9 protein-coding genes are annotated in these 14,685 nt (G+C 61.8%); 3 read left to right on the top strand and 6 right to left on the bottom strand.

From position 1 onward, the window contains the following. Positions 1-113: 113 nt before the first annotated feature. The gene (locus Q1B40_RS21685) at positions 114-851 is read left to right on the top strand and encodes a M48 family metallopeptidase (RefSeq protein WP_299819476.1); all 738 of its coding nucleotides are present in this window, start codon (positions 114-116) and stop codon (positions 849-851) included. 59 nt (positions 852-910) lie between these two features. Beyond that, the gene (locus Q1B40_RS21690; RefSeq protein ID WP_299819479.1) at positions 911-1,345 is read left to right on the top strand and encodes a hypothetical protein; all 435 of its coding nucleotides are present in this window, start codon (positions 911-913) and stop codon (positions 1,343-1,345) included. A 59-nt stretch (positions 1,346-1,404) separates the two neighbouring features. Here the strand turns inward: Q1B40_RS21690 and Q1B40_RS21695 are convergent, their stop codons facing one another. From Q1B40_RS21695 to Q1B40_RS21705, 3 genes are all read right to left on the bottom strand, one after another. After that, entirely contained in the window at positions 1,405-3,672 is a 2,268-nt protein-coding gene (locus tag Q1B40_RS21695; RefSeq protein ID WP_299819482.1) for a transglycosylase domain-containing protein, read from the bottom strand. 168 nt (positions 3,673-3,840) lie between these two features. Then, positions 3,841-4,779: a GNAT family N-acetyltransferase gene (locus tag Q1B40_RS21700; protein WP_299819748.1), complete on the bottom strand. Its 939-nt coding sequence runs from the start codon at positions 4,777-4,779 to the stop codon at positions 3,841-3,843. 400 nt (positions 4,780-5,179) lie between these two features. Continuing rightward, the gene (locus tag Q1B40_RS21705; protein ID WP_299819485.1) at positions 5,180-7,558 is read right to left on the bottom strand and encodes a PAS domain-containing hybrid sensor histidine kinase/response regulator; all 2,379 of its coding nucleotides are present in this window, start codon (positions 7,556-7,558) and stop codon (positions 5,180-5,182) included. Between the two features lie 314 nt (positions 7,559-7,872). Between Q1B40_RS21705 and Q1B40_RS21710 the strand changes: the two genes are divergently transcribed. After that, positions 7,873-8,877 (top strand): cupin-like domain-containing protein, encoded by a 1,005-nt coding sequence (locus Q1B40_RS21710; RefSeq protein WP_299819488.1) that lies wholly within the window; start codon positions 7,873-7,875, stop codon positions 8,875-8,877. Positions 8,878-9,030: 153 nt separating this feature from the next. On the opposite strand, the gene trpS is transcribed toward Q1B40_RS21710, so the two are convergent. The 3 genes from trpS to Q1B40_RS21725 all read right to left on the bottom strand — a co-directional run bounded on the left by trpS (position 9,031) and on the right by Q1B40_RS21725 (position 14,661). Beyond that, entirely contained in the window at positions 9,031-10,110 is a 1,080-nt protein-coding gene (trpS, locus tag Q1B40_RS21715; RefSeq protein WP_299819491.1) for a tryptophan--tRNA ligase, read from the bottom strand. 120 nt (positions 10,111-10,230) lie between these two features. After that, positions 10,231-11,793: a murein biosynthesis integral membrane protein MurJ gene (gene murJ / locus Q1B40_RS21720; RefSeq protein ID WP_299819494.1), complete on the bottom strand. Its 1,563-nt coding sequence runs from the start codon at positions 11,791-11,793 to the stop codon at positions 10,231-10,233. 33 nt (positions 11,794-11,826) lie between these two features. Next, positions 11,827-14,661, bottom strand: a complete 2,835-nt coding sequence (locus Q1B40_RS21725) for a [protein-PII] uridylyltransferase (protein ID WP_299819497.1) — start codon at positions 14,659-14,661, stop codon at positions 11,827-11,829. Positions 14,662-14,685: the final 24 nt, after the last annotated feature.

Consider the following 14,685-nt stretch of genomic DNA (forward strand, 5'->3'; position numbering starts at 1 on the left):
GAGGCCGGCATGACCGAGAGCGGCGCCCCGAAAGGCGCCGCTTTCGTCCGTTTATCGGTCGGGTATTTTCAACTAGAGTCCATTGACTTGATTCGTTCGGACACCCGCTGTTCATGCTGCTACGCCCCGGCAAAAACAAACTGCCAGATCATATTGAAATCGAGACGGACACCAGTGCGGTGCGCATCCGGCTGCGGGCCAATCCGAGGGCGCAGCGGTATCTGCTCCGCCTGCCTGCGGACAGGTCAGGTCCCGTCCTCACCGTACCGCGAGGCGGCAACCTGGCGCGCGCGGAACGCTTCGCCCGCCAGCATATCGACTGGCTGATCGAGCGTTTGCAGGACCGGTCGGACCATGTGTCCTTTCAGCCGGGCGACATCGTGCCTCTGCGCGGTGAGGGTCATGTCATCGTCCCGACGGGAAAGCTGAGAGGGCTGATAGCGACAGGCCGTACCGAAGACGGGGACCCGGCTCTCTTCGTGCCCGGTGCCGATGATCACATTCCGCGCAAGGTGACCGCCTGGCTCAAGGCACAGGCGCGCGCTGACCTGAGCCTTCGCGCCGGTCTCCACGCCGGAACGATCGGCAGCAGGATCGCCGCGATCAGCGTCCGCGACACCAAGAGCCGCTGGGGTTCCTGCGCCTCCAACGGACGGCTTTCCTTCTCCTGGCGGCTGATCCTCGCCCCTCCCGACATTCTGGATTATGTCGCCGCTCACGAAGTGGCGCACCTGAAGGAAATGAACCATTCCGCCCGGTTCTGGCGGCTCTGCGAACAGCTGGCGCCCCAGACGCCGCAGGCCCGGGTCTGGCTGAAGGAAAATGGCCTTCACCTGCACGGATACGGCTGAAAAGCGGTTGCAAATTCCGTCAAATGTGCTTCGTTTCCTCCATGGGAATGGGGAAAATCATGCAAATTTTCAAGAAATTCGGCGTCAAAGCACTGATCCTGCCGTTTCTGGCGGGTCTGGCGATGTTGCCGGCGGGAACGGCTGCGGCTGATAGCTGCTGGAACCACAACGGTTCGATCATGCGCCTGCAGGCCCAGGGAAACCAGCGCTGGCTCTCTTATGAAATTCCGAGGAATGTTCTGCGCAACGCCGGTGTGCAACCCGGCACGCTGCTGTTCAACGGGGTCAAGCAGGGCAACTGGTATTCCGGCACGGCGCGGGTGTTTTCCAAATTCTGCCCGGGCAATCCGCTCGAATATTTCGTCGAAGGTCCGGTGCGCGGCGATCAACTCCAGGTCACGGTAACCGGAACGCGCGAAGTCTTCCAGCAGTGCCGTCCGACCGGGCGCTACGTCACAGACACCCTGGTCTTCACCTACAGCCACGACTGCTGATGGTCGCAAAGGCGTTTCAGCGGGAGAGGGTATCCTTCTTCCGCTGAAACGCCTTTGTTTTACCCGCCGCCGAAGAGATTGCGCAGGAGGTTGAGAGGACCCTTGCGCTCGTTGTTCTCCCCACCGCCGACCGGTGATGGCGGGATCGGTTCGCTGCCGGACCCGACGGATTGGGAAGGCACCGGCTTTTGCGGAGCCGCAACGGTTGCCGGCAGGTTCGGGACACCGGGAAGGTCCGCAACGGGAAGGCCCTGATGGGCCACATCCATCACTTCTTTCCAGACACCTGCAGGAAGCCCGCCGCCCGTGACCTTTTTCATCGGGGAATTGTTGTCGTTGCCGAACCAGACCGCCGTGGTCAGATTGCCCGTATAGCCGATGAACCAGGCGTCCCGGAAATCCTGCGTGGTGCCGGTCTTTCCTCCGGCGGGCCGCCCGCTGTCCAGCCGGGCCTTGCGGCCGGTGCCTGTCAGCAGCGTTTCCGAAAGCATCAGGTTCATGTTGCCGATCATCTGACGGTCGACCACCCGGCCGCGGCCGTCGCCGGAGCGCGAATAGAGCGTCTTGCCGTCGATGCTTTTGATCCGCCGAATGATATGCGGCAGCACGCCATAGCCGCCGTTGGAAAACGGTACATAGGCGGCAGCGATTTCCAGCGGAGTGACCTCGGACGTTCCAAGCGCCAGGGACAGGTTCCTGTTCATGTCCGACTCGATACCGAGCCGCCGGGCGGTTTTCGCAACGGTCCCCGCCCCAACTTCGTGGGCAAGCTGCACCGCGACCGTGTTCAGCGAGAGGCTTAGCGCTCGGGTAAGCGTCACCGGGCCGTAGTGTTCCTTGGTGTAGTTCTTCGGCGACCAGCCGCCGATGGTGATCGGCTGGTCCTGGCGGACAGTCTGCGGGGCCATGCCGTTCTCCAGCGCTGACAGATAGACGAACGGCTTGAAGGCCGAGCCGGGCTGGCGCTTGGCATAGACGGCGCGGTTGAACTGGCTCTTGGAATAGTCGCCGCCGCCCACCAGCGCCTTGACGGCCCCTGCCGTGTCCAGCGTGACCACCGCACCCTGGGTGACGGCGTAGGCTTCCCTGTTTTCCTTGAGCGCGGCGCGCAGCGCCTTCTCCGCGGCCTGTTGCATGACCGGGTCGATGGTGGTGTCGACGACGATGTCGGTTTCTATCGAGCCGATGAAATGCGGCAGGACGTCCATGACCCAGTCGGCGGCATAATTCTCGCTGGCGGTTGTGTAGCGGCGCACCACCTTGGCGGGCGCCGCGATAGCGTTCTTCGCTTCGTCAGAGTTGATGTAGCCTTCCTCGTGCATCGCCGCCAGGACGAGCTGGGCGCGGTCTTCGGCGAGATCCGGATTGCGTGCCGGAGAATAGCGGGACGGGGCCTTCAGCAGGCCGGCGATGGTGGCCGCTTCCGCGATTGTCAGCAACCGCGCCGATTTTCCGAAATAGCGCCGGGCCGCCGCGTCAACACCATAGGCGCCAGACCCGAGATAGACCCGGTTCAGATACATTTCCAGGATTTCGTCCTTGGAATATTCCGCTTCCAGCCAGAAGGCGAGCACCAGTTCCTGGATTTTCCGCCTGATGGTGCGATTCGGTTCAAGGAACAGGTTCTTCGCCAGCTGCTGGGTGAGCGTCGATCCGCCCTGTGACAGCCGCCTTGCCGTCAGGTTGGTGTAAACCGCGCGCATCAACCCGATCGGATCGACACCGAAATGCGACCGGAACCGCCGGTCCTCGATCGAGATGACGGCATTCGGCAGGTAAGGCGGCAACTGTTCCAGACGGACCGCTTCACCGCCCGTGTCGCCCCGGTTTGCAATGAGCTGGCCGTTGGCCGCGACGATTTTCACATTCGGTGGGCGGGCGGGCACCTGCCATTCGGACGTCGGCGGAAGATAGGCTGCGTAATAGCCGACGATGCAGACGACGACGACGACGCCCCAGATGCCCAGAACCGCGCTCCAGTAGAGGCTGCGTTTGAAAAATCGGCCAAGCGCGGCCGGGACGAAAACGCGGCTTTTCCGTTTCTGGCTGCGCCGTTTTGCGCCGGAGCGGCTTCCCTGACGGGCGCGCGGCGCGTTTTTCGCCTTCGCGGACTTCGCCTTGGCCGGTCTTTTGGCGGTCGGTTTCTTGGTAGCGGGTTTCTTCGCACCGCCGGATGCTGCGGCTTTGCGGGGTTTCTTCTTGGACGGTGCCTTTGCTGCGGGCGCAGCCGGTCTGTCCTGCGGGCTGAGGCGCAGGTCAAGCAGGCTACTGCCAGAGTCTCCGAATGTCGGCTCAATCCGCGCCTGGCGTTTCGCCCGTTGCGCCATAGATCATCCGTCCCGTACTTTTCCGGCAAATTGCCGAGTTCCCGGGAACGATCCTAGAATAGACCACTTTAAGGGGGTGTTAAGGCTAATGCGCTTTGGCGCCCCCGCTGTGCCATTTTGAAAATTTCCTGCAGCCAGGGATCTTTTTGCTCCATTAAGCGGGGACCGCTAGCTGGAATAGCGGCCTGCATCCGCGCCGTAATAGTTGACATAGCGCGTATTGAGTTCGGAGACGGGCATGATGATGAGCACATCGGTCGTACCGAACTGGTGGTCCACCACCGCGCCATCGCCGATAAAGGCACCGAGGCGCAGGTAACCCTTCACCAGCGGCGGCAGGGCGCGGAGCGCTTCCTTTGCGTTGATGGCATCCGCAGGCAGGCGGTTCATCTCCACATACCTGTCTCCCACGGCACGCACGCGCCATTCTTCCGGAGCGCGGGCATTATGGTGCAGGAAGGAGAGCTGGCCGGCAACCGCGTCCGGATTGGTGCCCTCGATGGAAGCGCAGCCGAGCATTACATCGATCTTGTGGCGCAGCACATAGGCCCAGATACCGTGCCACAGAAGCTCGACGGTTTTCTTGTTGCGGTAGGGCTTTAGGACGCACGAACGCCCCAGCTCCATGAAGCGCTTGCCGGGATTGGCGTCGATCAGGGCCTGAATATTGTATTCGCCGGCGGTATAAAACCCGCCATGCCGGTCCGCGATCTCCTGACGCAGGATCCGGTAGGTGCCGACGATTGCCGGTTGGAGCCGGCCGAGCTTGTTGCGCTTCATCGAGGCATGGTCGAGGACAAGAAGATGATCGCAATAGGCATCGAAGGGATCGGCGTCCCTGCGTGTCGCCAGGGTATGCGCGTCCGCGATGGCTGACATTTCCTCGTAGAAAACATCGTAGCGGAGGCGCTGGGCCTTTTTGACTTCCTTGAAGTTGCGCGCCATGCGGACTTCCAGGCTGCCGATTCGGCCAAGGGTTTCACCGGTCTTGACCGGTGTGCGGATGGGATGAACCGGACGCGCCACGTTCGCCATGGCCGCACCGGACCTCATGACCGGCGTGAACCTGCGGACCAGGTTCCTTGGAGAAAACAGCCCTTGCCGCATAATGGACATTCCACCCTCTTGATTCTGTCGGGCACACTTTCAGATCCCGCAGACGAGCGCCTGATCGACCTGACGTATTGCCTCCTCCGGAATACTTGTCCCGATTCCGCTAAGTGTACGTCGATTCCGCCGTAGAACACAGTAATCCGACAACTGGATGACAATCGTCGCGATAGTCCGGAACTCTCCACCGGCGGAACGGCGGGAGCTTAGCTTAGTCTTCTGTGTTTGTGAAACGTGTCATCGGGATTTATGCCGCCACATCACCGGATCGGGCGACCCGGTTCTGCCGGTCGCGGACAAGATGGAACAAGGCGGACAGGCGGCAAGCCGACGCGAAACGCACCGTCACGGCCCATTCGCCCATTTGCCTTGGTACGCCTTGAGCGCACCTCATCATTCACCTTGTGGCGGTGGAGGCCTGGCTCCGGCCGATCTCCGCAAGCGCGTCCGAGATCGCTTCAACGGAAAGCGGCTTGGTCAGATAGCCGGCCGCGCCAACTTCGGCGGCCTCGTCGCGGGCGTCTTTCATGACATCCGCAGTGACGATAACGATCGGGACGGGTGCTCGCCCGCAGGCCTGTTCCTCGTCACGGATCTTCCGGATCGCCTGGAAGCCGTCCAGACCCGGCATGTGAAGATCCATCAGGACCGCGTCGAAGGCACCACTCATGGCTTCTTCCACGGCCTTTTCTCCATCGGCAACCATGACCGGGACATGACCGAGCTTGCGCAGCATGGCTTCGCTCAGAAGCCGGTTGATATCGTTGTCCTCGGCGACGAGGAGCCGCAAGGGGCGGGTGGACGCTCGGTTGCGGCTCGCAAGGAAGCCGTTGGCGACCGGTTCCGCGCTGACATCCCAGGCATGGTCGACGCCATCGCCGCTCAGAAGTCCGGAAAAGATCTGGATGAGGGTTTCGATCCTGACGGGCCGGATGAGATAGGCCGCATAGCCGGCCTGGCGCAGGTTATCCAGCCGTTCGCGCTCCGGCGGCGAGATCATGATGACCGCCGGCGCTCTGCATCCCGTCAGGCGGGCGGTGGCAAGCCAGCCTCCGCTGTCGGAAAGGGCGGCATTGTCGACCACCAGCAGATCGGCGGCGGTCAGGGTTTCATCGAGGTCGGCCTTGCCCGGCGTCAGTATGCTGACATCGGCCGCATGGCGTTCCAGCCGCATTGCCAACAGCGGGCATTCGATCCGGCTGTTGGTCACGAAAACGATCCGGCCGCCTTCAAGCCCGGCAAGTCGCGGGTCCGTGCTGGCGGCGAGGGTTTCGGGAATTGGAAGCGAGACGCGGAACAGGGCGCCGCCCGTCTCTGCCGGTTCGGCGGAGATTGCCCCGCCCATCAGTCCCGCCAGACGCTGGGCGATGGCAAGTCCGAGGCCTGTCCCGCCGAATTTCCTTGCCGGTCCATGATCGACCTGCTCGAATTCCCGGAACAGGCGTTCCGCCTCGCCCTTGTCGAAGCCGATGCCGGTGTCGCGCACGGCGATATCCAGGAAACTGCCGCCTTCCGGATTGGACCGCCCGGTCAACTCCACGGCCACACCGCCCTCGTCGGTGAACTTCACGCCGTTGCCGATCAGGTTGAACAGGATCTGTCGCACCCTTGTGGCATCCAGCGTCACCTCTTCCGGCAGATCGGGATCGATCATGGCGCCGATTTCAAGGTTCTTGGCATGCGCCCTGGGCGCCAGCAGCTCGACGACGTTTTCCGCAAGCGCACCGACACGGACGGGCACGGCCTGGATATCCAGCTTGCCGGCTTCGACCTTGGAGAAATCCAGAACCTCGTCGATCAGCAGGAGCAGTGTCTCGCCCGAGGTTTCCAGAGCTTCGATATAGGCGCTCTGCTCCTTGGTGAGGCGTGTGTCGCGCAGCAGCGCCGCCATTCCCAGGACGCCGTTGAGCGGCGTGCGGATTTCATGACTGACCGTCGCCAGGAAGCGCGATTTCGCTTCGTTGGAACTCTCCGCCGAATGACGGGCGGCGAGCAGCTCCTCCTCGATAAGACGGCGCTCGGTGACATCCCTGAGGACCGTCTGCACGAGCTGCCGGTCGCTCGCCGGATCGCGCACGGGAATATCGATGCGCGAGAACCAGCGCCGTCCCTGCGCCGTTGCCATGAGAAGGTCCCTGAAGCCCATGCCTTCAGTTTCGTTGTCGGACAAACCGTCCCGGGAACCGCCCTGACCGTTGCGCGTGATCAGCGGCAGGGTCATCGGGCTGCCCGGTACCAGGGGATGGTCCGGACCGAACACGTCTTCAGCCGCCGAGTTCACGTAGGTAATGATGCTGTCCTGGTCGCGCCGGACGACGACGTCGCCGAGTGTCGCCAGGATGCTGGCATGGCGTTCGTCGGATTCGCCGAGTTCCCAGGCGCGGTCTTCCAGCTCCTCGCATCGGGCCATCAGGCGCCGGATCTTGTCGTCCTTGATCTGGAGACCGGCGACGGAGCGGTGCATGTCATCCGCAAAAAGCCGCCATACGGCCAGTCCGCCCGCGAAAAAGGCAAGCCCCACACCCAGAAAGCGATTGACGCCACCGGTGCTCACCAGAAGCAACGCTGCCCCAAGCCCAAGGACAAGCCCGGCGACGGCGAGATGCTGAAGCGTTCTGGCAGGAGCGGAAACCGGAGTGTCGGTAGCACGCCGTCCCGGCTTGCCGTGTCCGGAAGCAGCCTCCTGGCCGGCTTCACCGGACTCAGCGCTTCCGGCGGCTTCGAAAGAGGAAGACGAGCGGCCGTCCGGCCCTGACCGGGCTGAGTGCGCGGACACGCGTTTGCGCCGAATTTCTTCGGCTTCCGGCGCGCTGTCTCCAGCACTTTCACGGTTCTGACTGACCAAGATCACTACTCTCTACAAAGATCCAGTTGGAGAGAGTGTGCCGCTTAAACTTTTAGAAACCGTTTCCTTTGCCTGGCTGCTGAAGGTATGCGGCCGGTGCGATCAAGGGGTTCGATACGTTCGGAAAGTGCTTTAGACGCTGATCTCGTCTGCACTCTACCGCTGATTGCTCTTCCAACACCGGTATGACATGAATCGGTGCTTGGCTATTTCAAGCAGTTTAACGCTTCAAGGGGTGGGTCGACATGAAAGTGACGGGTGGTCTGGAACGTCTGAATTGTCCGAGTAGAGAAGAGTTCGACGCAAATTTCGCCAATCTGGACAAGCCGGTGATTCTCACAGGCCTTACTGAAGCGTGGCCAGCGACGCACCAGTGGGACCTGGGCTATCTTGATCGGCGGGTAGGCCATGTGGATGTGAGCTACAAGATCTCGCCGACAGGTTCACACCCACCGCTTGACGAGACCGGCGTGCTGGGCGCTCCGCGGGAAAGCGCCACCTTGAGCGAATATCTGGATCGCGTCTGGAGCCTGACGGCCGAGGACGACCGATGCACCTTCTGCCTCTCAGGTGACGACGTTTTCATACTTGATAACTGGGACCGCTATCATCCGGAGCTGAAGGTTCTGCTGGAAGATTTCGAGATGCCGCCGTATTTCGATCCCGAGCGCCTGGAGACGATTGGTTTCTGGGTGAGCCCGCAGGGTGTTCGCTCCCACTTGCACTATGACTCCAACGGGCAGCACAACCTCAATGCTCAAGTCAGCGGAGAGAAACAGGTCTGGCTTTTCTCGCCGGATCAGCTGGCCAGGCTGTATCCTTATCTGGCCACAGAGCTCCAGCCGTTCAATTTCAGCAAGATTGACATTGATTCCCCGGATACCGGACGGTTTCCGGATTTCGCTGATGCGGCTTGCTATTTTGACACGCTGCGGACAGGAGAGGTTCTCTTCATACCTGCCTACTGGTTCCATAGCTTCAAGCATGTCGGCGCGTTCAACAGCAACATAAACTTCTGGTGGAAGCCTGACCGCGTTCCCTTGTCACCGACATCGGTTCGCAGTGTGTTTGCCTATGAACTGCTGGAACTACTCGTCGCCAGCGACGTCGAAAAGCTCCCCCAGGCAATAGCCGGGCTATCGCCCGAAGTTCTCAAGAGCTGGCAGGATATCGAACGGCAGATCATTGTCGGCAAGGGTGTTCGAAACCCCGCGGACAGGGATCGTGAGGAGCCGGCTGCGGTCGCATGAAACGGGCTGCATCATCGGAATAAGCGGAATGGGTGTCGCCCTCCGCCAGCTTCCCGACCGGCTACTTCGGATGGCCGTGATGTCCCGTTCGGGATAAAGGCCCGGGTCCGATCCGATGCGTTCTTGTTGCGCCGGACCGGACCCTGTCCGATATCAGCGGACGTCGAGGAAACCGATGATCTTGCGGACGTCTTTCAGGACGGGAGCGGCGATGGCGGAGGCCTTTTCCGCGCCCTCTTTCAGGACGGCATCGATCTGTGTCCTGTCGTCCATAAGCCGGCGCATTTCGTCGGTCATCGGTGACAGTTTGGCGACCGCCAGGTCGGACAGCGCCGGTTTGAAGGCGGAGAACTGCTGGCCGCCGAATTCCTGCAGGACGTCTTCCTTGGTGGTTCCGCTCAGGGCGGCATAGATCCCGACCAGGTTATCCGCTTCGGGCCGGCCTTCCAGGCCGTCCGTTTCGCTCGGCAGCGCGTCCGGGTCGGTCTTGGCCTTCTTCACCTTCCTGGCGATCGTGTCCGCGTCGTCCGTCAGGTTGATGCGTGACAGGTCCGACGGATCGGACTTCGACATCTTCTTGGTGCCGTCGCGCAGCGACATGATCCGCGTCGCCGGTCCGGCGATCATCGGTTCGGTCATCGGAAAATAGAGTTCTTCCGGCAGTTCCGGCGACGGATTGGGGTTCGGCACGCCGATCCCCAGGTCCTTGATCCGGTCCCCGAAGTCATTGTTGAATTTCGCGGCGATGTCGCGGGTCAGTTCCAGATGCTGTTTCTGGTCGTCGCCAACCGGCACATGGGTCGCCCGGTAGGCCAGAATGTCGGCCGCCATCAGGTTCGGATAGGCGAACAGGCCGACGGAGGCGTTTTCCCTGTTCTTGCCGGCCTTTTCCTTGAACTGGGTCATGCGGCTGAGCCAGCCCATCCGCGCCACGCAGTTGAAGATCCAGGCCAGTTCCGTGTGCTCGCGCACCTGTGACTGGTTGAAGATGATGGACTTCTTCGGGTCGATGCCGGCGGCCATATAGGCGGCGGTCACTTCGCGCGTCGCGTTGGTCAGTTCGGCCGGATCCGGAAAGCCGGCGGTAATGGCATGGGAGTCGACGACACAGAAGATGGTCGGCATCTGGTCCTGCAGCGGCACCCAGCGCGAGACGGCGCCGAGGTAATTTCCGAGATGCAGGTTGCCTGTCGGCTGGACGCCGGAAAAGACACGGGGCTGGAACTCCGTCATCACTAATCCCTTTATTGGTGCGGCCGGTTGGAAGGGCGCTGTGAACATTTGGGCGCGCCGGGTGTAAGCTGCACACGGTCGCTATGCAAGCGGCAATGGGCGCTGCCGGGCGTTTCGCTGTCAGGTGTTGCGCCGTGTCAACGCTTTCAGCATTCCGGCAAGGTCCGCGCCGCCGCTGAGCTGGGTGAAGAGCGCGAAGGTGACCATGCCGAGAAGGATCAGCAAGGCAAGGCTCGCCGCCCGGATGATCAACCAGCTGTCGGTGAGGTAAGGCGCAAGATAAAGCGCTGCAAAGTGCAGGATCGCGCCCATGAACAGGCTCGCCAGCAGGACCAGGACAAGCCTGCGGAGCAGTTTGAAGTCCGGTGCGAAATGGCCGCGCCGGGCCAGAACATAGATCAGCAGTCCCGTGTTCACCCATCCGGCCACGGACGTCGCAAGGGCAATGCCGACATGTTGCAGGAACGGAAACAATGCGATGGACAGTCCGACATTCACCACCATGCCTATGGCGGCGAAGATCATCGGGGTCTTGGTGTCCTCGCGGGAGAAATAGCCGGGCGAGAACACCTTGTTGAGCACGAAGGCCGGCAGTCCGAAGGAAAAGGCGGTGAGCGCGGCGGCGGTTCCCTCGACGGCGGCTGCATCGAACCGCACCCGCTGAAACAGCACTGCGACGATCTCCTGGGGAAGCACGGCAAGCGCTACAGCGGCAGGCAGGGTCAGGACGAGGGAAAATTCCAGCGCCCGGTTGAGGCTGTGCTGATAGGCGACCATGTGGCCGGAGCGCAACTGCCTGGTCAGGCTCGGCAGAAGCACCACGCCGATGGCGATGCCGATCACGCCCAGCGGCAGTTGGTACAGGCGGTCGGCGTAGTAGAGCAGGGCATTCGCGCCCTCCTGCAGTGAGGCGATGATCTGTCCGACGGCGATGTTGATCTGCGTGACGCCGCCCGCAACAACTCCCGGAATGCCGAGTGTCAGCAGGCGTTTCGCCGATTTGGTGTAGCGGGGGCGAAAGACCGGAATGCGGAAGCCGAGCCGTTTGAGGTCGGCGATTACCACGACAAGCTGCACGATGCCGCCCACCGTCACGCCGACCGCTAGGATGATGCCGAGTGTCATGCTGTCCTCGATCCCGGTCATCAGAACCGTTCCGAGCACGGCGCTCATCACCACGTTGAGCATGACCGGCGCGAAGGCAGCCGCCGCGAAGCGTTGATAGGTGTTCAGGATGCCGCCGATAAAGGCCAGCAGGGAGATGAAGATCAGATAGGGAAACGCGATCCGTGACATCAGCACGGTCAGATCGAATTTCTCCGGGTCTCCGGCAAATCCCGGCGCCAGGGCCCAGACCACGAATGGCATGAAGATCTGCGCGAGCGCGGTCAGGGCCAACAGGCAGAAGAGCAGCGCCGCGCCGATTTCGCCGGCAAACCTCCTGGCGCTTTCATCGCCTTCTTCCTCCACCGTCCTTCCGAAAAGCGGTATGAAGGCCGAGTTGAATGCCCCTTCGGCCAGCAGGCGGCGGAACAGGTTCGGCAGACGGAACGCCACCACAAAGGCATCGGCCACCGGCCCGGCGCCCACGGCGGCCGCCAGCAGCACATCACGCACGAACCCGAGCAGGCGGCTCAGAAGCGTTGCGCCACCCACCGTTGCGAAGTTGCGGACAAGGCTCATGCCAGTAGGGCTCCGGTTGGAGGTTGGATCGGTTCAGGAAGCCTGGCGCTGACCCTTGCGGGCGACCGGCGCGGCCGGATCCAGTTCCACCTGGCCTTCGACCGCGTTGGCCAGGCGTTCACGGATGATTTCCTGACGGCCGATATTGGCGATCTTTTGTCCGGTGAGGTCGGTGACGTAAATAACGTCGACGACTTTCTCGCCGAATGTCGAGATATGAGCGGAGCCGATGTTGAGGTTGAGCGTGGCAATGCACCGGGTCAGGTCGTAAAGCAGGCCGGGCCGGTCCAGGCCGGTAATTTCCAGAACGGTATAGCCGTCGGAAAGAGAATTGTTGATCAGCACTTCCGAGGCGACCTTGAAGGCCTTCATCCGCCCCTTGACGGTGCCTTTTTTGGTGACCGGTTCAGGCAGGCGTTCTTCGCCGCGCAAGGCGGTCTCGATGAGCCGGGTGATCCGCTCACCGCGCCGGTGCTCGTCTTCGTCGTCGGGAAGCTCCCGCCCGATGAAGACCGTGTCGAGCGCGAAGCCGTCGGTGGTCGTGTCGATCTGCGCATCGACGATGTTGGCGCCGGTGGAATAGCATGAGCCCGCGATGATGGAGAGCAGGCGAGGGTGGTCCGGCGCGACGATCGTCAGCTCGGTAACGCCTTCGAACGCGCGCGGGGTGACCTGAAAGGCCAGGTGTCGATTTTCCAGGTCCGCCTTGTGGAACAGTTCGGCGTGCGCCGCGAGGCGGTCGGCTTCCGTCCTCAGCCAATAGGCCGGGTAATGACGATTGAGATAGGCCTTTCTCTCCTTGTCCTTCCAGTGGTCGATCTTGCCGGAAAGCTCTTCCTTGGCGTCGCGGATCGTCTGGCTGTGGGACAATTTCGTGTGGCCGCCGGACAGATGCGGTTCGGTGGCGTAGTAGAGCGTTCTCAGCAGCTGACCTTTCCAGCCGTTGAAGACCCCCGGCCCGACGGCGCGAATGTCAGCGACGGTCAGGATCAGGAGCAGTTTCAGCCGCTCCAGGGATTGGACGGTATGCGCGAAATCGGTGATCGTCTTGCGGTCCGAGAGATCGCGCGACTGGGCGATCATGCTCATGTCCAGATGATGTTCGATAAGCCAGGCAACGGTTCCCGTCTCAGCTTCGTTCAGCCCGAAGCGGGGACAGAGTTTGCGGGCGACCCTGGCGCCGGCGATGGAATGGTCTTCCGGACGGCCCTTGGCGATATCGTGCAGGAACATGGCCACATACAGCAGCTTGCGGTTCTGCAGCGTGCGGATCAGGTCCGTTGCCAGCGGGTGATCGTCACCGGAGTTGCCCCGTTCGATGTCCGCGAGAACGCCTATCGACCGGATCAGATGCTCATCGACCGTATAGTGGTGATACATGCTGAACTGCATCATCGCGACGACCTTGCCGAATTCCGGCACGAAACGGCCGAGAACACCGGTTTCGTTCATCTTCCGGATGGTTCTTTCCGGATAGTTGCGCGATGTCAGCACCGACAGGAAGAGGCGGTTGGCTTCCGGATCGTTCCTGAGTTTGGAATCCACGAGTTTCAGGGACTGCTGTATCAGCCGGGTCAGCCGCGGATGCATGTTGTAGTTATGCTTGTCCGAGATCTGGAACACCCGCAGGAGATTGGTCGGGTCGGTTTCGAAAACCGATTTGCTGGTGGCATTGAGACGGTTGTGTTCAACCACGAAACCTGGAGCGCCCTCCACAGGCTTGGAGGCTTGCGATCCCCGGCCACCGCGCAGCCGCCGCATCATGCCGGAAATGCCCTTGCCCTCCGGCTCCTTGACATGCTCTTCCTCGAGCGCGGCGCAGATGATGCGGGTCAGGTCGCCCACTTCCTTGGCCACCAGGAAGTAGTGCTTCATGAAGCGTTCCACATCCTTCATGCCGGGATGCTGGGTGTAGCCGAGGCGGATCGCGATTTCACGCTGGACGTCGAAGGACAGACGTTCCTCCGGCCGCCCGGCGAGAAAATGAAGGTGGCAGCGCACGGCCCAGAGGAAATCTTCGGTCTTCTTGAAGCGCAGATATTCGGAGCGGGTCAGGACGCCCTTCTTGACGAGTTCCGACTGCCTGTTGACCCGGTAATGATACTTGGCGATCCAGAACAGCGTGTTGAGGTCGCGCAATCCACCCTTGCCCTCCTTGATGTTCGGTTCGACAAGGTAACGGGACATGCCCTGGCGCTTGTGGCGTTCGTCCCTCTCCTCAAGTTTCGCGGCGATGAATTCCGAGCTCGTGCCTTCCACCACTTCGGCGTCGAAACGTTTCACCAGCTCTTCGTAAAGCGGTTCGTCGCCCCAGATATAGCGGGCTTCCAGAACGGCGGTCCGGATGGTCATGTCGGAGCGCGCCAGCCGGATGCATTCGTCGATATTGCGTGTGGCGTGTCCCACCTTGAAGCCGAGATCCCAGAGCATGTAGAGGATGTATTCCACCACCTGCTCGCCCCAGGGCGTCTGTTTGTACGGCAGGATGAACAGAAGATCGATGTCCGATCCCGGCGCCAGCGTCCCGCGCCCGTAACCGCCGACTGCCGCAACCGCCATGCGCTCGGCGGCAGACGGGTTCTTGACGCGGTAGACATGGTGAAGGGCGAAATCGTAGATCACACGGATCAGCTCGTCCTGAAGAAACGAAAGCCGCCGTGCGCAGGACAATCCGCCGCCGTCCTCGTTCAACAGGGCTTCGATCCTGTCACGTCCGGTCTTCACGGCTGTCTTCAGTTCGGCCAGAACCGCCGCCCGGACCTTGCTGTCCGAACCGTCCCCGTCGCTGTCCGACGTCAGTGCCGTCAGCCGGGCCCGCAGGGCCGCCGAGTCGAAATTTCCGGCGATTTCTTCCTGGGAAAGTGTCATGCTGATCAAGAATTCCATACCATA

Origin of the sequence: uncultured Roseibium sp., assembly GCF_947496995.1 — a bacterium.
Lineage (GTDB): Bacteria > Pseudomonadota > Alphaproteobacteria > Rhizobiales > Stappiaceae > Roseibium.

Coding starts and splice junctions, on each gene's coding strand:
- Q1B40_RS21690 (WP_299819479.1), top strand. CDS start 911: ATGCAAATTTTCAAGAAATTCGGCGTCAAAGCACTGATCCTGCCGTTT.
- Q1B40_RS21725 (WP_299819497.1), bottom strand. CDS start 14,661: ATGACACTTTCCCAGGAAGAAATCGCCGGAAATTTCGACTCGGCGGCC.
- Q1B40_RS21695 (WP_299819482.1), bottom strand. CDS start 3,672: ATGGCGCAACGGGCGAAACGCCAGGCGCGGATTGAGCCGACATTCGGA.
- Q1B40_RS21685 (WP_299819476.1), top strand. CDS start 114: ATGCTGCTACGCCCCGGCAAAAACAAACTGCCAGATCATATTGAAATC.
- Q1B40_RS21710 (WP_299819488.1), top strand. CDS start 7,873: ATGAAAGTGACGGGTGGTCTGGAACGTCTGAATTGTCCGAGTAGAGAA.
- murJ (WP_299819494.1), bottom strand. CDS start 11,793: ATGAGCCTTGTCCGCAACTTCGCAACGGTGGGTGGCGCAACGCTTCTG.
- Q1B40_RS21700 (WP_299819748.1), bottom strand. CDS start 4,779: ATGCGGCAAGGGCTGTTTTCTCCAAGGAACCTGGTCCGCAGGTTCACG.
- trpS (WP_299819491.1), bottom strand. CDS start 10,110: ATGACGGAGTTCCAGCCCCGTGTCTTTTCCGGCGTCCAGCCGACAGGC.